Here is a 16482-nt window from a genome sequence, read left to right on the forward strand (position 1 = left end):
CATGGCCACCGAAGAGACGCTCGTCCTCGTCAAGCCCGACGGAGTCGCCCGCGGCCTGACCGGGGAGATCCTCGCCCGCATCGAGCGCAAGGGCTATGCGCTCGTCGATGTGCGCCTCGTCGAACCCGACCGGGAGCGCCTCGAGCGCCACTACGCCGAGCACGAGGGGAAGCCGTTCTACGAGCCCCTCCTGGACTTCATGATGTCGGGACCGTCGGTCGCGATCCGGCTCGCCGGCAACCGCGTGATCGAGGGCTTCCGCTCCCTCGCGGGAACCACCGACCCCACCGGTGCCGCCCCCGGCACGATCCGCGGGGACTTCGGCCGCGACTGGGGCCTCGCCGTCCAGCAGAACCTCGTGCACGGGTCGGACAGCACCGAGTCGGCGGCGCGCGAGCTGGGGATCTGGTTCGACTAGAAGAGCGTCGCCAGCACGTCGAGGCGCACCTGCGCGATGACCGCCACGATCGCGTAGCTGACGACCGTCAGCACGGGCAGCCAGCTCGTGAGGGCGGATGCCGCGCGCCGCACTCCTCGCGGCGCCGGGAGCAGGCCGGTGCGCAGCACGTGCAGCAGCACGGCGTAGAAGGTCGGGATCGTCACGGCCCACGTCACCATGCACCACGGGCAGAGCGTTCCGAGCACGAAGATCGACTGAGAGATCAGCCAGATCACGAAGCCGAAGGCGAATGCCATGCCGGCGGTGAAGAGCAGCCAGAACCACCGTGCGAAGCGGGCACCCGCCAGCAGCGCCATCCCGACGACGACCGGCGCGATCCAGCCGGCGAGGCCCAGGATGGGGTTGGGGAAGCCGAAGACGCTGCCCTGCCAGGATTCGAGGTTCGCGCGGCACTGCACCAGCACGCTGAAGTCGCACGAGAGGCTCGCGTCGGGATCGACGAGCAGGGCGAAGCGCTCGATCGTCAGCGCGAACGCCGCGTACCAGCCCACGGCTCCCGCGATCACGAGCCAGATCGCCAGGCCGAGCGGACGAGTGCGTGGGTGGGGAGACGACATACCTCGGATTATGGCACCGCGCGCTGGCAGCGCCCTGGACCGGGCCGTGGCAGACCCGATTCGGGCGGGGCGTCCCGCATCCGGGCCGGGAAGGTGCGATAATGGCATACCAGATGCACACGCGGCCGCGCCGCGACCGCATCGACGAAGACTTCGGGCGATGATCGCCCTCACGCAGCACGAGCCGCTGGCCTGCTGCAGACCGAGTGAGTTCGCGGCACCGCAGGTGCGGCACCGCACGAGAGTTCGCCGGGCGACGCGCGGTGTCGCCCGCAGGGAGTACGCCAGAGATGGCCGATGAGAACAACACCACCGACCGAACCGAACCGACCGAGCCGCCCGTAACGGTGGATGCCGCGGCAGAGGCGGAGGCCTCCGTCGCTGCCGACGGTGCCGACGTCGGCCCGACCGAGGTCCCGGCGGCGGAGGAGACGGCCGCCACGGACAGCGCTCCGGCCGCCGACAGCGCTCCGGCCGCCGACAGCACACCCGCCGCGGAGGACACGCCCGCCGTGGACAGTGCGCCGGCCGCGGAGGACACGCCCGCGGCGGACAGTGCGCCGGCCGCTGACGACATGCCCGCGGCGGGCGCCGCGTCGGAGGAGACGGCGCCCGCCCCCTCCGGCCCCGTGACCGCCGTATCGCTGGGGCTTCTGCCCGAGACGTTCGTGTCGCAGGTGAGCACGGCCCTCCACTTCTACGCGCCGGAGATCGCCCCGCTCCCTCCACGCCCGACGGCCGTGGATGAGAGCCCCGAGGCCGAGGGCCAGGGGCGCTCGCGTCGGCGCAATCGCCGCCGCTCGGGCGACGAGGGGGGCGAGCAGACGGAGTCCGTTCCGGCCGCGCGGGTGCGCCAGCCGCGCGCCGTGGAGATGATCACCGAGCCGCAGCGGATCAAGGGTTCCACGCGTCTGGAAGCCAAGAAGCAGCGCCGCCGCGACGGCCGGGAGGCCGGACGGCGCCGCGCGGTGGTCACCGAGGCCGAGTTCCTCGCGCGCCGCGAGGCCGTCGATCGGGTCATGGTCGTCCGCTCCAAGAACGGGCGCATCCAGATCGCCGTGCTCGAGGACAACGTCCTCGTCGAGCACTACGTGGCACGCAACCAGGACGCGTCGCTGATCGGCAACGTCTACGTCGGCCGCGTGCAGAACGTGCTCCCGAGCATGGAAGCCGCCTTCGTCGACATCGGGCGCGGCCGCAACGCCGTGCTGTACTCGGGCGAGGTGGACTGGGACTCGGTCGAGACGGGCAACCAGCCGCGCCGCATCGAGCTCGCCCTCAAGTCCGGCGACAAGGTGCTCGTGCAGGTCACGAAGGACCCCGTCGGCCACAAGGGCGCGCGCCTGACGAGCCAGATCTCGCTGCCCGGCCGCTACCTCGTCTACGTGCCCGGCGGTGCGATGAACGGCATCTCGCGCAAGCTCCCCGACACCGAACGCGCGCGACTGAAGAAGATCCTCAAGGAGGTCCTTCCCGAGTCCTCCGGCGTCATCGTCCGCACGGCGGCCGAGGGTGCCACGGAGGAGCAGCTCACGCGCGACGTGAGCCGCCTCACGACGCAGTGGGAGCACATCTCGGCGCAGGTGCAGAACGTGCAGGGACCGACCCTGCTGCACTCCGAGCCCGACCTGCTGGTCAAGATCGTGCGCGACGTCTTCAACGAGGACTTTTCGAAGATGCTCATCCAGGGCGACGAGGCGCACCGCACGATCGAGGGCTATCTCGAGGCCGTCGCGCCCGATCTCCTCGAGCGCGTCGAGCGCTTCGAGGGGGAGCACGACCCGTTCGACGAGTTCCGCATCACCGAGCAGATCGAGAAGGCGCTGGACCGCAAGGTGTGGCTGCCCTCGGGCGGATCGCTCGTGATCGACCGCACCGAGGCGATGACGGTCGTCGACGTCAACACGGGCAAGTTCGTGGGCTCGGGCGGCAATCTCGAGGAGACCGTCACCAAGAACAACCTCGAAGCCGCCGAGGAGATCGTCCGTCAGCTGCGTCTGCGCGACATCGGCGGCATCATCGTCGTCGACTTCATCGACATGGTGCTCGAGTCCAACCGCGACCTCGTGCTCCGGCGCCTCATCGAGTGCCTCAGCCGCGACCGTACGAAGCACCAGGTCGCGGAGGTCACCTCGCTCGGTCTCGTGCAGATGACCCGCAAGAAGCTCGGGCTGGGGCTCCTGGAGACCTTCAGCGAGGCGTGCGAGGTGTGCGCGGGGCGCGGCGTCATCGTGCACCACGACCCGGTCGTCAAGCATCGCCCCGCGTCGTCCGGAAACGGATCCGGTTCCTCCCGTCGCGGACGCGGCGGCGGATCGAACCCGCCCGCCCCGCAGAGCGGCGGCACCGCGCCGGTCGGCGGAACCCACGTCATCACCGAGGGGGTCAAGTCGGCGCTCGCGCAGATCGCCGCCTCGACGCTCGCCGCGCATCAGGAGACAGAGCAGGTGGATGCCGCGGCATCCCTGCCCGCGGCATCCGTCGACGACGTGATCGTGCTCCCCGAGGGCCCGGCCGCGAACGGGTCGGGGGAGGGCGCCTCCGAGCGCCCCAAGAAGCGGCGCAAGCGCCAGGAGCGCCCCGCGGCGCCCAAGACCGAGAAGGAGCAGCTGCTCGACTCGGTGCTGAGCGCCCTTCCGGAGCCCAAGGCGCCCGGTCAGGGGCGCGGCGCGCGACGCCGTGTGTCCACGGGTGTGCTCACCGGCACGCCCGTGGCGATGCCCACCAACGGCTCCGACGACGACTGATCACGCGTCGTGGCGGCGCTCGCGCGCCGTCACGCGCAGCCCCGACGCCCGCAGCGCCTCCACGATCTGTCTCATGCCGACGTGGCGCGCGCCCGCGGCGATCAGTCGGGGGACGGCGTCCTCGGGGACGTCGTAGTGGTCGCGATCGAAGCTCCGCGCCGGCACGCCGTTCGCGCGGGCGAAGGCGTGGAGCTCGTCGAGGTTGTCGTCGCTGATCAGATGCGCCCACAGGCGGCCGTGGGCGGGCCAGCGCGCGGTGTCGATCAGGATGGCCATGGTCAGCGATCCTAGGGCGCTGACGCCGCCGCGGGGCGACATGCGGCGGCCGCTTTTGCCAGGGCGCTCCGGCATCGGGTAGACTCGACCCTTGGTGCGTACCGTGCCGCCCGTGTGGCGCGAGGATCGCGAAGCGTCCGCACCGATCCCTCCGGACCCCGTGTCATGGAGGCGACGTCTTCCCGTGACATCCGGAGCCGTGGGGCTCCCCAGAGAAAACAGGTGTGAAGTGGTTTACGCAGTAGTGCGCGCCGGTGGCCGCCAGGAGAAGGTGGAGGTCGGCTCCGTCGTCGTCCTCGACCGCCTGAAGGCGCAGACCGGTGAGAAGGTCCAGCTGCCCGCCGTGCTGCTCGTCGACGGCGAGACCGTGACGACCGATGCCGACAAGCTCGCCAAGGTCACCGTCACCGCCGAGGTGCTGGGCAACGAGCGCGGCCCGAAGATCGTCATCCAGAAGTTCAAGAACAAGACCGGTTACAAGAAGCGCCAGGGGCACCGTCAGGACCTCACGCGCGTCAAGGTCACCGGCATCAAGTAAGCGCCACGGAGGAACGAGATGGCACACAAAAAGGGCGCAAGCTCCACCCGTAACGGTCGCGACTCCAACGCCCAGCGACTGGGCGTGAAGCGCTTCGGCGGCCAGGTCGTGGGCGCGGGCGAGATCATCGTCCGCCAGCGCGGCACGCACTTCCACCCCGGCGCCGGCGTCGGCCGCGGGGGCGACGACACGCTGTTCGCGCTTCAGGCCGGAGCTGTCGAGTTCGGCAACAAGGGCGGCCGCAAGGTCGTCAACATCGTCGCGACCGCCGAGTAATTCGCCGGTCCGCAGCGCGGATCACCACGTCAGGAGGGGGCGGGCTTCGGCTCGCCCCCTTCGGCCATTCCAGGAGGACCGTATGGTCACGTTCGTCGATCGGGTGACGCTTCACCTGCGCGCCGGCAAGGGCGGCAACGGATGTGTGTCCGTGCGCCGCGAGAAGTTCAAGCCGCTCGCGGGCCCCGACGGCGGCAACGGGGGAAACGGCGGGGAGATCGTGCTGGTCGCCGACCCGCAGGTGACGACGCTGCTGTCGTACCACCACTCCCCGCACCGCACCGCCGGGAACGGCGGCTTCGGAATGGGTGACCTGCGCCAGGGTGCGGCCGGGGAGGACATCGAACTGCCCGTTCCCCTCGGCACCGTCGTGAAGGACCCCGACGGCTCCGTGATCGCCGACCTCGTGGAGCCCGGCATGCGGCTCGTCGTGGCGCCCGGCGGTCAGGGCGGTCTCGGCAACGCGGCGCTGTCCTCGCCCAAGCGGAAGGCCCCCGGCTTCGCGCTGCTGGGCACGCCCGGCTGGGAGGGCGATGTCGTCCTCGAGCTCAAGACCGTCGCCGACGTCGCGCTCGTCGGCTTCCCCTCCGCGGGGAAGTCGAGCCTCATCGCCGCCGTCTCGGCCGCGCGCCCCAAGATCGCCGACTACCCGTTCACGACCCTGCATCCGAACCTTGGCGTCGTGGAGGCGGGGGACATCCGTTTCACGATCGCCGACGTGCCGGGCCTCATCGAGGGTGCGAGCGAGGGAAGGGGCCTGGGCCTCGAGTTCCTCCGCCACGTGGAGCGCTGCACCGCCCTTGTGCACGTGCTCGACTGCGCGACGCTCGATCCCGGGCGCGATCCGCTGAGCGATCTCGACGTGATCCTCGCGGAGCTCGCCGCGTACCCCGTGCCCGAGGGTCAGGTCCCGCTCGTCGATCGCCCGCAGCTCATCGCCCTCAACAAGGTCGACGTGCCGGAGGCGCGCGAGCTGGCCGACCTGGTCCGCCCCGACCTCGAGGCCCGCGGCTTCCGCGTCTTCGAGATCTCGGCCGTCGCGCGCGACGGACTGCGCGAGCTCACCTTCGCCCTCGGCGGCATCATCGCGGAGCACCGCGCCGAGATCGCCGCCCGTCCGCCGGCCGAACGCATCGTCATCCGCCCCCAGGGCTCGGAGCGCGACTTCGTCGTCAAGGTCGAGGGCGGCACGTACGGCAACATCTACCGGATCATCGGCGCCAAGCCCGAGCGCTGGGTCGCGCAGACCGATTTCCAGAACGACGAAGCGGTGGGCTTCCTCGCCGACCGCCTGGAGCGCCTCGGCGTCGAGGACGAGCTGTACCGGTCGGGTGCGCAGCCGGGATCGACCGTCGTCATCGGGGCCGGTGACGGCGTCGTGTTCGACTGGCAGCCGTCGCTGCCCTCCGCCGCGGAGCTGATGACCGCCCCGCGCGGCACCGATCCGCGGCTGGACCAGGGCGGCCGTCGCACCACCTCCCAGCGCCGCGAGCGCTATCACGAGCGGATGGATGCCAAGGCCGCCGCCCGGGCCGAGCTCGAGACCGAGCGCCTCGCGCGCACGGCGGATGACGAGGTCGACGGAGGGGGCCGATGACGGCGCAGCGGCGCGAGGAGCTCAGGGGCGCCACCCGGCTCGTGGTGAAGGTGGGTTCCTCGTCGATCAGCGGTGAGAACGCGGCGCGCATCGAGACGATCGTCGACGCCCTCGCGGGCGCCCATTCGCGCGGCACCGAGGTGGTCCTGGTCTCCTCGGGCGCGATCGCGACGGCGCTTCCGCTGCTGAGTCTCGACGGACGGCCCAACGATCTCGCCACCCAGCAGGCCGCCGCGGCGGTGGGCCAGAACGTGCTGATGTGGCGCTACCAGACAAGCCTCGACCGATACGGCCTGCTCGCAGGTCAAGTGCTCCTCACCGCCGGGGATCTCGACAACCCCACGCACCGCTCGAACGCCCGCCGCGCGATGGAGCGCCTGCTGGGGCTTCGCATCCTGCCGATCGTCAACGAGAACGACACCGTCGCCACCCACGAGATCCGCTTCGGCGACAACGACCGACTCGCGGCCCTCGTGGCCCGGCTGATCGGCGCCGACGCGCTGGTGCTCCTGAGCGACATCGAGTGCCTCTACACCCGCCCGCCCGACGAGCCCGGGGCCGAGGCGATCCCGCACGTGGCGTGGGGCGACGATCTCGCCGGTTACGAGTTCGGCTCGGTCGTCGTCAACAGCGTCGGAACGGGTGGCGCGGCCACGAAGGTTTCCGCCGCCCGCCTGGCGGCCGCCGGCGGAGTGGGCGTGCTGGTCACGAGCGCCGAGCGCGTCGTCGATGCGCTCGAGGGCGGCGAGATCGGCACGTGGTTCGAACCGGATCCCGACGGGGCCGCACGCGCTCTGACGGGTCCGGTGCGTACGGTGCACGAGGATGCCGCCTCGATACACTGATCGGATGATCACGACCGAGCTGACCGCCCGCGACCTGATGACCGCGGCCAAGGGTGCTGCACGGGGCGTAGCGCTGCTCTCCGATCAGGAGAAGTCGTCGGCGCTGCGCGCCATCGCCGACGCGATCGAGGGCGCGACCTCCGCGATCGTCGAGGCCAACGCGCAGGACCTCGAGCGCGGACGCGGCAACGGACTGTCCGACGCGATGCAGGACCGGCTGCGCCTGGACGCGACCCGCGTGGCCGCGCTCGCGTCCGCCGTACGCGACGTCGCCGATCTGCCCGACCCCGTCGGGCGGGTGCTCGACGAGCGCACGCTCGCGAACGGGCTGCAGCTGACGCAGGTGAGCGTTCCGTTCGGGGTCGTCGGCGCGATCTACGAGGCACGTCCGAACGTCACGGTCGACATCGCCGCGCTCGCCCTACGGGCCGGCAACGCCGTGGTGCTCCGCGGCGGCACGGCCGCGGAACGGACGAACGCGGCCCTCGTGGTGGCGATGCGCGGAGCCCTCGAGGCCCACGGCGTGGACCCCGAGGCGATCCAGACCCTCGACGCCTTCGGGCGTGAGGGCGCGCGCGAGCTCATGCAGGCGCGCGGCCTGGTCGATGTGCTCGTACCTCGGGGGAGTGCGCAGCTCATCCAGACGGTCGTGACGGAGTCCGCCGTGCCCGTCATCGAGACCGGCGCGGGCGTCGTCCACATCGTGCTCGACGACACCGCGCGGGAGGACTGGGCCCGCGACATCGTCACCAACGCCAAGGTGCAGCGTCCGAGCGTGTGCAACGCGGTGGAGACGGTGCTCGTCACGCGCGCGGCCGCCGAGCGGCTCGTGCCGAGCGTCGCCGCAGCGCTCACGGAGGCGGGCGTCACGATCCATGCCGACGAGGGCGTCCGGTCGCTCGTGCCGGGGGCGGTCGCGGCGACCGAGGCGGACTGGAGCACCGAATACCTCAGCCTGGACGTGTCGATGCGCATCGTCGAGGACCTGGACGACGCGCTCGATCACATCCGCCGGTACTCCACCGGTCACACGGAGTCGATCATCACCGACGACCAGGCGCACGCCGATCGCTTCCTCGCCGAGGTCGACTCCGCGGTCGTCATGGTCAACGCCTCCACGCGCTTCACCGACGGGGGCGAGTTCGGTTTCGGGGCCGAGGTGGGCATCTCGACCCAGAAGCTGCACGCGCGGGGCCCGATGGGGCTGCCCGCTCTCACGAGCACCAAGTGGCTCGCGCACGGTGTCGGGCAGACCCGCCGATAACTGCCTAGACTGGGACGGCGCCACCCACCTGAGAAACGGAGCCCTCGATGACTCTTGCCACGACCCTGCTGGCCGCTGCCGAGGAGGCGCACCACGGAAACGTCGCGATGGAGACGATCATCTTCGGCGTCGTCGCCGTCGCCATCTTCGCCGCTCTCGGGCTGGTGACCTTCTCCTACCGCGACGTCGCCAACCGCCACGCGGGCAAGGCGCAGGCCTTCGCCGAGTCCCGCTCGACCGACCTGGACCACCGGGCGGGGCACGGCCACTGATCGCGTATGGCGGAGGCAGGGGGACGTCCCCGGATCGGGGTGATGGGCGGCACGTTCGACCCGATTCACCACGGTCACCTCGTCGCCGCCAGTGAGGTCGCCCAGCACTTCGACCTCGACGAGGTCGTGTTCGTCCCCACGGGTCAGCCGTGGCAGAAGGCCCACGTCACCGACAGCGAGCATCGCTACCTCATGACGGTGATCGCCACGGCATCCAACCCGCGGTTCACGGTGAGCCGCGTCGATATCGATCGTGCCGGCCCGACCTACACGATCGACACCCTGCGCGACCTGCGGGCGCAGCGGCCGGACGCGACCCTCATCTTCATCACGGGCGCAGACGCCGTGGCGCAGATTCTCAGTTGGAGGGACCATGATGAACTCTGGAGCCTGGCCCATTTCGTCGCTGTGAGCAGGCCCGGGCATGTGCTCGACACGACGGGTCTGCCCAGTTCCGATGTGAGTCAGCTCGAGATCCCCGCGCTGTCGATCTCCTCCACTGATTGCCGTGATCGTGTGTCGCGAGGACACCCCGTCTGGTACCTCGTGCCGGACGGAGTGGTCCAGTACATCAACAAGCATCACCTCTACCGGAGCCCCGAATGAGCACACCCGAGCAGCCGCTGACGCGCAAGCAGCTCCGTGAACTGCAGCGCACCGGTTCCGTCCCGGTGCAGGACGACGACCACGAAGAGGATGAAGCGGCACCGGCGCCCAGGCCGGCGGTGCCGCTTCCCCGGGCCGCCGTGCCCGCGGCTGCGCCGCCCGCGCCGCGCGCCGACGCCGACGTGGACCTCGGCGTCGCCCCGCTGACGCGTCGCCAGGCCCGTGAGCAAGAGCGGATCCGCACGGCATCCATTCCCGTGATCACGCCGGAACAGGCCGCCGGCGCCCCCGAGCGCGAAGCCCCCGTCGAGGACTCCGCTGCCCAGGAGACGGACGTCGAGGAGACCCCCGGCCAGGAGGAGGCCGTCGAGGCGGAGGGCGACGATCAGTCGCTTCTCGACGAGCTCCCGGGCGAGGCGGAGGCGCAGGCCGACGCCGACGAGTCCGAGACCCACGAGTCCGAGACCCACGAGTCCGAGACCCACGAGGCCGAGACCGCGGAGCCGCTGGTCGAGAAGTCCGGGGCGATCGACGATGAGCAGCGGACCGCGACCGGCGAGGCGTCCGCCGACACCACGGCGGAGGCCGAGGTCGCGGGACGGGAGACCCCGACCGTCGGGCCCCAGTTCGGGGCCGAGTTGCTCGCCGCCGAGGAGAGCTCGATCACCTTGCCGCCGTCGTTCGATGAGGTGATCGCCCGATCGTCCTCGACGGGCGCCTTGGCGATGCCCAGCGCGCTCATCCTTTCGCAGACGCCCGCAGCGCCTTCCCTGTCCGGGCCCGTCAACGCGACCGGTGAGGTCATCATCACCGGGTCCTACCACCTGCCGGAGGGCCTCGGTTCGCGGGGCAGCGACCCGCGCTCGACCGACGGCAAGGACGTCGACGCCGTGCTCGTCGACGGCGAGCTGCCGGCATCCTCTTCCCCTACCCCCATTGCCGCCAGCGCCGCCGTCAGCACGGTGCGCGGTACCGGCGAGATCATCCGTCCCCCCGCCCCCGAAAAGGGGAGCAAGCTGCTCTTCGCGCTAGCGATCACCGCCGGCGTGCTGGCGCTCGCGCTGGTGGGCGTGCTGATCGTCGCCGTCGTGAACGGAGTCTTCTGATGGTCACCACCGACGCCACCCGCGAACTCGTGGCGATCGCCGCGGCCGCCGCCGACGCGAAGGGCGGCGACGACCTCGTCGCACTCGATGTGTCGGGTCCGCTGCCCCTGGTCGATGCCTTCCTCCTCGTCACGGGGCGCAACGAGCGCAACGTCGGGGCGATCTCCGACGACATCGAGGAGAAGCTGCTTGAGCGCGGCGTCAAGCGCATCCGACGCGAGGGCCGGCAGGAGGGCCGCTGGGTTCTCATCGACTTCGGCGACCTCGTCGTTCACGTCTTCCACGAGGAGGAGCGCGTGTTCTACGGCCTCGAGCGCCTGTGGAAGGACTGCCCCGTCATCCCGATCGACCTTCCGGCCCACTCCGCGGCGGACTGACGCCGGTTCGAAGCACCTCTGAGCATGTAGTAGTCTTGTGGGGTTGCCTCGCGAGAGCGGGGCCGCCCATCACGGGCCTGTGGCGCAGCTGGTAGCGCACCTGCATGGCATGCAGGGGGTCAGGGGTTCGAGTCCCCTCAGGTCCACCAATGTGATGAGTCGCGACATAGGTCTCACCTGAGTCGCGACATATGTCACGTTCTGGAAGCCCCCGGCCATCGGCCGGGGGCTTTCATCGTGTTGCGCCAGTAGGTTTTGTCGGGCTGGATCTGGTTGGTGGCGATGATTTCGCCGGTGCGGGTTGCGACGACGGTGATGGTGGTGTCGTCTGCGAGGAGGAGCACGGGCGCGCCCCGGTGGTCCGCGCCGACGCCGAGGTGGTGCATGCGGCCGGCGCGGCGGAAGCTGATCTTGCCGTTGGTGCCGACGTGGTCGTGACGAACCCGGTAGTGCGTGTGGTCGCTGTGCCCGGCGGGAGCGGCTTTCGGAGCTGCGGCGTAGGCCGCGGCGGGGGTGGTGCCGCGGGCGCGATGGGGGCGGGTGGTGTTGTAGTGGTCCCGGAACTGGTCGAGCTGCCCCTGCAGCTCGGGGATGGTGAGTGCGCGGGGCCGGACGCCCAGCCAGCGCTTGAGGGTCTGATGGAACCGCTCGATCTTTCCTTGCGTCTGCGGGTGGTTCGGGGCGCCGTTCTTCTGCACGATGCCCAGGGCGGCGAGGACGTATTCGAACTCGTTGCGGGCTCCGGCGTGCCGGGCGGTGTAGACCCGTCCGTTGTCGGTGAGGGTGGAAGCAGGCGGGCCGTAGGCGTCGACGGCGGCGAGGAACGTGTCCACGACGGTGCGGCCGGTGACGGGGTGGTGGGCGGTGCAGGACAGCAGGAGGCGAGAGTGGTCGTCGAGCCAGTTCAGGATCTCGACGTCGGTGCCGTCGGCGAAGGCGCCAGTGGGTGAAATCGGACTGCCAGGTCTCGTTCGGCTGCGCGGCTTCGAACCGCACGAATGACGAGCGTGGACGTTTGCGGGGTTCGGGCACGATCAGGCCGGCAGCATGCAGGATGCGGCGGATTGTCGACGTCGACGGGGCTCTCAATCCCTCCTGAGTAAGGTGCCACGCGATCGTGATCGGCCCGGCGTCTGTCCCCGCTGCCGTCAGTGCGCTCCGCAGTTGCACGATCCGGTCCCGCACCCGGTCCGTCACCGCGTGCGGGGACGACTTCGGAGCCCGCGACCTCGCCTCAAGTCCGTCGAGACCATGCTCCCCGTAGCGGGCGAGCAGCCGGTGAAGATGTCGTCTCGAGATGCCGTACTCCCGGGCCGCGTCGGTGACCGAGAGCTCCCCGGCGACGATCTTCAACACCACGACCCGATGCTTCAACGACATCCACGAGTGTCGCCTATGACCCGACTCACCTGTGACCTATGTCCCGACTCATGAGAGACCTATCAAGTGAGACCTATGTCGTGAACCCAGACACCCTCAGGTCCACCAAAACACCCGGTAAAGCACCGAAACTTCCCTCCCCCATCAGGGGGTGTGAAATGTTGGTAGTCGTTTACTGGACACTTCGCCAAGTCGCCGCAGGGCGCTCTCGAGCCTTCTAGAGCTATCTGGAAGGTACGCGGTGAGGCCCGGGCACCTCCGCTGTATGTTCAGACGATCTACGACCGAGCGTTCGCGGTTCCTTCGTCAGATCGTCTTCTTCGGGAAGCCCCTTGAGATGTGGTTCGTGGGGGGCGTTCGCTGTCTCGCGGAGGGCCGGCGTTGTCGAGGCCCCGCCAAACAGACATCGAGCAACACATCGGATCGGAGTGGACATGAAGGCAGTGGTGTACCAGGGGCCCCGTCAGGTCAGCACGAAGAACGTCTCGGACGCGAAGATCGAGCGCCCCACCGATGTGCTGGTCAGGGTGACGACGACGAACATCTGCGGCTCCGATCTGCACATGTACGAGGGACGGACGTCCTTCGAGGTAGGCCGGACGTTCGGTCACGAGAACATGGGGGAGGTCATCGAGGTCGGTAGCGGTGTGGAGAAGGTCAGGGTCGGAGACCGAGTCGTGCTCCCGTTCAACATTTCGTGCGGATTCTGTAAGAACTGCGAACGCGGCCTGACCAACTACTGCCTCACCACCCAGCCCGAACCATCACTCGCCGGTGCGGCCTACGGGTTCGCCGACATGGGTCCCTACGGCGGTGGCCAAGCGGAACTGCTCCGTGTGCCTTTCGGTGACCACAACGCGCTGCGCTTGGGCGAGGATGCGGAGGAGAAGGAGAACGACTACGTCATGCTCTCCGACATCTTCCCCACCGGCTACCACGCCACCGAGATGGCCGGCGTGGTCCCGGGCGACAGCGTTGTCATCGCCGGGGCGGGTCCGGTCGGGCTGATGGCCGCCCTGTCCGCGATGATCAAGGGCGCCGCGAAGGTGATGGTGGTCGATCGTCACCCTGACCGGCTCGCGTTGGCCGAGCAGATCGGCGCGATCGCCATCGACGACTCCAAGGTCGATCCCGTGCAAGCCGTGCTCGACGAGACGATGGGGCTGGGAGCTGACCGGGGCTGCGAATGCGTGGGTTACCAGGCCCATGATCCTCAAGGCAACGAGGACACCGCCGCTACTATGAACATGCTCATCAACGCGGTGCGTTTCACCGGAGGAATCGGCACCGTTGGCGTGTTCGTCCCCCAGGACCCCGGAGCCAAGGACGACCTCGCCAAGCAGGGAAAGGCGGCCATCGACTTCGGCACACATTGGTTCAAGGGGCAGACCATGGGAAGCGGTCAAGCCCCGGTCAAGCGGTACAACCGCCAGCTGCGGGACTTGATCGCCGCCGGCAAGGCGACCCCTTCGTGGATCGTCTCCCACGAGATCTCGCTGGACCAGGCTGCCGATGCCTACAAGAACTTCGACGCCCGGTCCAAGGGTTGGACCAAGGTCCTCATCAAGCCCGGGATGTCGACCGAAAAGAAGGCGAACTGATATGGCCGAGACGCTGCAGGGCAAGAGAGTCGCCATCCTCGCCGCCGACGGGGTCGAGCGAGTCGAGCTCGAGAAGCCCCGCGAGGCGCTGGAGCAGGCTGGTGCACAGACCGAGGTTCTGTCGATCCATGACGGTGAGATTCAGGCCCGTGAGAACGATCTGGATGCAGCAGGCACGTTTACTGTCGACGGGTTGGTCGCGGACGCCTCTGTAGCCCACTATGACGCCCTGCTTCTCCCGGGCGGCACGGTGAACCCCGACCAACTCCGGGTTGACCCCGACGCGGTCTCCTTCGTCCGCGAGTTCATCGAAAGCGGCAAGCCCGTTGCGGCGATCTGTCACGGGCCGTGGACGCTGATCGAGGCGGGTGTGGTCGAAGGTCGCACCTTGACGTCCTTCCCGAGCATCCGCACGGATCTGCGCAACGCCGGTGCTGACGTCGTCGACCAGGACGTCGTGGTGGACGGGAACCTGATCACCAGCCGCTCGCCCGATGACCTGCCTGCGTTCTGCGATACGATCGTGGCGAAATTTGCGAGCAGTTCGACCCAGGGAGAGGTGATGTGATCAGCGTGACGAAGGGACTGCTTCTCAGGCTGGAGGCCCTGCCCGGCAAGGAGGACGAGGTCCAGGAATTTCTCGGCATCGGGCGAGGGCTCGTCGAGGAGGAACCGGCCACCGTCGCGTGGTTCGCGATCCGTCTCGGCCCGTCCTCATTCGGGATCTTCGATGTGTTCCCCGATGACGCCGGCCGCGACGCGCACCTGTCGGGCGCAGTTGCGACCGCTCTCGGCGAGCAGACGGGCAAACTGTTCAGCGAGCCTACGATCGAGAAACTGGACGTCCTGGCCTCGAAGCTCCCCGCCTGAGACCACAGACCGGGAGTACTGCCCAGACAGGAGGGGTCGCTGGGCGCGGTGACTTCGGGCTTGCACAGCCCGCTGACGTCGTGGCAGCGGCCCCTTCTCTTGCGGCCTATCGCTGAGCACCAACAGATCGGGGAACCGCGATGACAGGAACTGACGACGGCGTTGCCACGACGCGTTCACCCGAGGTGGCAGTGATCGGCGGCGGGATCGTCGGTCTGTCGACGGCGTACGCGCTGCGGGGGCAGGGCGTGCCGGTGCGCTTGTATGAGGCTGGTCTGCCCGGGACGGGTCAGTCCGCAGGCGAGTCGCGGATCTTCCGGCATGCTCACGACGACCCGCGACTCGTCGCTTTCGCGCGCGAAAGCCGTGGGGTATGGGATGAGTGGGCCGAACACTTCGACGTCGAGCTGGTCTCATCAGACGGTGTCCTGGCGATCGGAGACAGCGCCCTGGCGCGGTTGCGGGTGCTCGACCAGGTCGGCGGCGTGGAAGCGCACGAGATCGATGCGGCCGAGGTCGCCCAGCGGATGCCGCTGCTCGCTGGGTACTCGGGGCCAGCGGTGCTCGACGAGTCGGGCGGCGCGATCCGTACCCGAGCCGCGATCACGGCACTCACGGGTGCCCTCGCAGATGCGGTCACCACCGGTGAGGTCATCTCCATCGATCCCCGCGCCGACGGGACGGTCGAGGTGCGCAGCGTCACCGACCGGGCTGTTTACTCCAAGGTGGTCGTGTGCGCCGGCCGCGAAACCGCCCGCCTGGCACGCAGCGTCGGCCTGTCGCTGCCGGTTCGCCTTGCCGCACACGTCAGGCTGACCTTCGACGTGAAAGCCGCCGCCCCGGCACGAGTCGCGTGCCTGCAGGACAGCAGCGGCGTCTTCGGCGAAGTCGGCGTCTACGCGACGCCGCTACCGGGCAACAGCAGCTATTCGGTCGGACTCAGCGACACCGTTGGCGTCCGCGACGACGGAACTCTCATCGACCCGGCGGCGATTCGATCGCTGGACGAACGCGCACGCGAATACGTGACACGGGCGCTGCCCGGTCTCCACCCAGAGCCGCGCGACTTCCTTCATTGCTGGGTGACCGACCTCCCGTGGAGTGAGGACGGCGTGGCCGTGTGGGAGGCAGGGTCTGTCTTCTTTGTGGCCGGTCACAATTTGTTCAAGCAGGCACCTGCGCTGGGTCGCGCTCTTGCCCGGGCTGCGACCGGCGGCGGTCTCCGCGCTGAGCTCACGCCCGAAGCGCGCCTCGGCGAGGCCCAGAGCTAGGGCGTGTCTCCCAACCGCGGGGGGTGACCCGCGATTCTGGACTCGTCACGATGGGGTCACGTTGGTGGCTGCGTGCAGTGCGGCGGTGAGGTAGCCCGCGGAAGCACCGACACCTTTGTCCGCGACGTGCTCGGGCGTGCCAGCTGCAACCGAGGTCCCGCCAGCGTCGCCCGCACCGGGCCCTAGATCGATCACACGTGGTCGGCCACTGCGATGACACGCATATCGAGCTCTGCCGCGACGACAGTATTACCCGCCTCGAAGAGCGTCCCTCGACGTCTATCCCGGGACCGCCACGCCGACGCCAACTACACCCTCATCTGGGATGAGCCTGATCATGTCGTCCGGAGTGCCTCAAGTCAAGGTGCCCGCGAAAGTTGTTCGGTGCCTCATCTGAGAATGCCCGCGAAACGGGTTAGCTGGCGCGGCGGAGTTTGAC

The 16482-nt window shown here is 69.3% G+C and carries 17 protein-coding genes, 1 tRNA gene and 2 pseudogenes; 16 read left to right on the forward strand and 4 right to left on the reverse strand.

Translation table 11 applies throughout. The features are described from left to right. The first annotated feature begins 1 nt into the window (after position 1). Positions 2–418, forward strand: a complete 417-nt coding sequence (ndk, locus tag ACIGCK_RS11235) for a nucleoside-diphosphate kinase (RefSeq protein ID WP_396666139.1) — start codon at positions 2–4, stop codon at positions 416–418. Here the strand turns inward: ndk and ACIGCK_RS11240 are convergent. Continuing rightward, positions 415–1017 carry a vitamin K epoxide reductase family protein gene (locus ACIGCK_RS11240; protein WP_396666141.1) on the reverse strand — a complete coding sequence of 201 codons (603 nt, stop codon included), beginning with the start codon at positions 1015–1017 and terminating at the stop codon, positions 415–417. The genes ndk and ACIGCK_RS11240 overlap by 4 nt on opposite strands. Before the next feature lie 290 nt (positions 1018–1307). On the opposite strand from ACIGCK_RS11240, the gene ACIGCK_RS11245 reads away from it, so the two are divergent. Further along, on the forward strand, positions 1308–3764 hold the full coding sequence (locus ACIGCK_RS11245) for an Rne/Rng family ribonuclease (protein ID WP_396666142.1): 2457 nt from the start codon (positions 1308–1310) through the stop codon (positions 3762–3764). On the opposite strand, the gene ACIGCK_RS11250 is transcribed toward ACIGCK_RS11245, so the two are convergent. Beyond that, positions 3765–4040, reverse strand: a complete 276-nt coding sequence (locus ACIGCK_RS11250) for a DUF4031 domain-containing protein (RefSeq protein ID WP_396666143.1) — start codon at positions 4038–4040, stop codon at positions 3765–3767. Between the two features lie 229 nt (positions 4041–4269). On the opposite strand from ACIGCK_RS11250, the gene rplU reads away from it, so the two are divergent. The 10 genes from rplU (at position 4270) to ACIGCK_RS11300 (ending at position 11070) form a co-directional block, all read left to right on the forward strand. Further along, positions 4270–4578 carry a 50S ribosomal protein L21 gene (gene rplU, locus ACIGCK_RS11255; RefSeq protein WP_330171699.1) on the forward strand — a complete coding sequence of 103 codons (309 nt, stop codon included), beginning with the start codon at positions 4270–4272 and terminating at the stop codon, positions 4576–4578. 18 nt (positions 4579–4596) lie between these two features. Then, a complete protein-coding gene (gene rpmA, locus ACIGCK_RS11260) occupies positions 4597–4854 on the forward strand; it encodes a 50S ribosomal protein L27 (protein WP_330171700.1) in 258 nt (85 codons plus the stop codon). A gap of 82 nt (positions 4855–4936) precedes the next feature. After that, positions 4937–6451 (forward strand): GTPase ObgE, encoded by a 1515-nt coding sequence (obgE, locus tag ACIGCK_RS11265; RefSeq protein WP_396666145.1) that lies wholly within the window; start codon positions 4937–4939, stop codon positions 6449–6451. Beyond that, complete coding sequence (proB, locus tag ACIGCK_RS11270) at positions 6448–7296, forward strand: glutamate 5-kinase (RefSeq protein WP_396666146.1); 849 nt, start codon at positions 6448–6450, stop codon at positions 7294–7296. The genes obgE and proB overlap by 4 nt, the downstream gene beginning before the upstream one ends. A gap of 4 nt (positions 7297–7300) precedes the next feature. Beyond that, a complete protein-coding gene (locus tag ACIGCK_RS11275) occupies positions 7301–8560 on the forward strand; it encodes a glutamate-5-semialdehyde dehydrogenase (protein ID WP_396666148.1) in 1260 nt (419 codons plus the stop codon). A 47-nt stretch (positions 8561–8607) separates the two neighbouring features. Then, a complete protein-coding gene (locus ACIGCK_RS11280; protein ID WP_396666150.1) occupies positions 8608–8832 on the forward strand; it encodes a hypothetical protein in 225 nt (74 codons plus the stop codon). 6 nt (positions 8833–8838) lie between these two features. Next, the gene (gene nadD, locus ACIGCK_RS11285) at positions 8839–9438 is read left to right on the forward strand and encodes a nicotinate-nucleotide adenylyltransferase (RefSeq protein WP_396666151.1); all 600 of its coding nucleotides are present in this window, start codon (positions 8839–8841) and stop codon (positions 9436–9438) included. Further along, positions 9435–10544 (forward strand): hypothetical protein, encoded by a 1110-nt coding sequence (locus ACIGCK_RS11290; protein WP_396666152.1) that lies wholly within the window; start codon positions 9435–9437, stop codon positions 10542–10544. Before nadD ends, ACIGCK_RS11290 begins: the two co-directional genes overlap by 4 nt. Beyond that, positions 10544–10921 carry a ribosome silencing factor gene (rsfS, locus tag ACIGCK_RS11295; RefSeq protein ID WP_396666154.1) on the forward strand — a complete coding sequence of 126 codons (378 nt, stop codon included), beginning with the start codon at positions 10544–10546 and terminating at the stop codon, positions 10919–10921. The genes ACIGCK_RS11290 and rsfS overlap by 1 nt, the downstream gene beginning before the upstream one ends. A gap of 73 nt (positions 10922–10994) precedes the next feature. After that, positions 10995–11070: transfer RNA gene (locus ACIGCK_RS11300), tRNA-Ala, on the forward strand. 45 nt (positions 11071–11115) lie between these two features. Here the strand turns inward: ACIGCK_RS11300 and ACIGCK_RS11305 are convergent. Further along, a pseudogene (locus ACIGCK_RS11305) lies at positions 11116–12301 on the reverse strand (IS481 family transposase). Between the two features lie 434 nt (positions 12302–12735). On the opposite strand from ACIGCK_RS11305, the gene ACIGCK_RS11310 reads away from it, so the two are divergent. The 4 genes from ACIGCK_RS11310 to ACIGCK_RS11325 all read left to right on the forward strand — a co-directional run bounded on the left by ACIGCK_RS11310 (position 12736) and on the right by ACIGCK_RS11325 (position 16043). Further along, positions 12736–13902, forward strand: coding sequence for a glutathione-independent formaldehyde dehydrogenase (locus ACIGCK_RS11310; protein ID WP_396666156.1), 1167 nt, complete (start codon positions 12736–12738; stop codon positions 13900–13902). 1 nt (position 13903) lies between these two features. Then, positions 13904–14470 (forward strand): type 1 glutamine amidotransferase domain-containing protein, encoded by a 567-nt coding sequence (locus ACIGCK_RS11315; protein WP_396666158.1) that lies wholly within the window; start codon positions 13904–13906, stop codon positions 14468–14470. Next, positions 14470–14772 carry a putative quinol monooxygenase gene (locus tag ACIGCK_RS11320; protein ID WP_396666176.1) on the forward strand — a complete coding sequence of 101 codons (303 nt, stop codon included), beginning with the start codon at positions 14470–14472 and terminating at the stop codon, positions 14770–14772. Before ACIGCK_RS11315 ends, ACIGCK_RS11320 begins: the two co-directional genes overlap by 1 nt. A 191-nt stretch (positions 14773–14963) precedes the next feature. Next, complete coding sequence (locus tag ACIGCK_RS11325; protein WP_396666178.1) at positions 14964–16043, forward strand: NAD(P)/FAD-dependent oxidoreductase; 1080 nt, start codon at positions 14964–14966, stop codon at positions 16041–16043. A gap of 45 nt (positions 16044–16088) precedes the next feature. On the opposite strand, the pseudogene ACIGCK_RS11330 reads toward ACIGCK_RS11325, so the two are convergent. Next, positions 16089–16312: pseudogene (locus ACIGCK_RS11330) on the reverse strand (ethanolamine utilization protein); the annotation flags it as partial. Positions 16313–16482: the final 170 nt, after the last annotated feature.

The organism is Microbacterium sp. NPDC078428 (genome assembly GCF_044542535.1).
In the GTDB taxonomy this organism is placed as follows: domain Bacteria; phylum Actinomycetota; class Actinomycetes; order Actinomycetales; family Microbacteriaceae; genus Microbacterium; species Microbacterium limosum.

Excerpts from the sequence above, each read along its gene's own strand:
- ACIGCK_RS11240 (WP_396666141.1), bottom strand. The coding sequence starts at position 1,017 with ATGTCGTCTCCCCACCCACGCACTCGTCCGCTCGGCCTGGCGATCTGG.
- ACIGCK_RS11250 (WP_396666143.1), bottom strand. The coding sequence starts at position 4,040 with ATGGCCATCCTGATCGACACCGCGCGCTGGCCCGCCCACGGCCGCCTG.
- rsfS (WP_396666154.1), top strand. The coding sequence starts at position 10,544 with ATGGTCACCACCGACGCCACCCGCGAACTCGTGGCGATCGCCGCGGCC.
- ACIGCK_RS11290 (WP_396666152.1), top strand. The coding sequence starts at position 9,435 with ATGAGCACACCCGAGCAGCCGCTGACGCGCAAGCAGCTCCGTGAACTG.
- ACIGCK_RS11315 (WP_396666158.1), top strand. The coding sequence starts at position 13,904 with ATGGCCGAGACGCTGCAGGGCAAGAGAGTCGCCATCCTCGCCGCCGAC.
- obgE (WP_396666145.1), top strand. The coding sequence starts at position 4,937 with ATGGTCACGTTCGTCGATCGGGTGACGCTTCACCTGCGCGCCGGCAAG.
- ACIGCK_RS11245 (WP_396666142.1), top strand. The coding sequence starts at position 1,308 with ATGGCCGATGAGAACAACACCACCGACCGAACCGAACCGACCGAGCCG.
- proB (WP_396666146.1), top strand. The coding sequence starts at position 6,448 with ATGACGGCGCAGCGGCGCGAGGAGCTCAGGGGCGCCACCCGGCTCGTG.
- ACIGCK_RS11280 (WP_396666150.1), top strand. The coding sequence starts at position 8,608 with ATGACTCTTGCCACGACCCTGCTGGCCGCTGCCGAGGAGGCGCACCAC.
- ACIGCK_RS11275 (WP_396666148.1), top strand. The coding sequence starts at position 7,301 with ATGATCACGACCGAGCTGACCGCCCGCGACCTGATGACCGCGGCCAAG.
- ndk (WP_396666139.1), top strand. The coding sequence starts at position 2 with ATGGCCACCGAAGAGACGCTCGTCCTCGTCAAGCCCGACGGAGTCGCC.
- nadD (WP_396666151.1), top strand. The coding sequence starts at position 8,839 with ATGGCGGAGGCAGGGGGACGTCCCCGGATCGGGGTGATGGGCGGCACG.
- ACIGCK_RS11310 (WP_396666156.1), top strand. The coding sequence starts at position 12,736 with ATGAAGGCAGTGGTGTACCAGGGGCCCCGTCAGGTCAGCACGAAGAAC.
- rpmA (WP_330171700.1), top strand. The coding sequence starts at position 4,597 with ATGGCACACAAAAAGGGCGCAAGCTCCACCCGTAACGGTCGCGACTCC.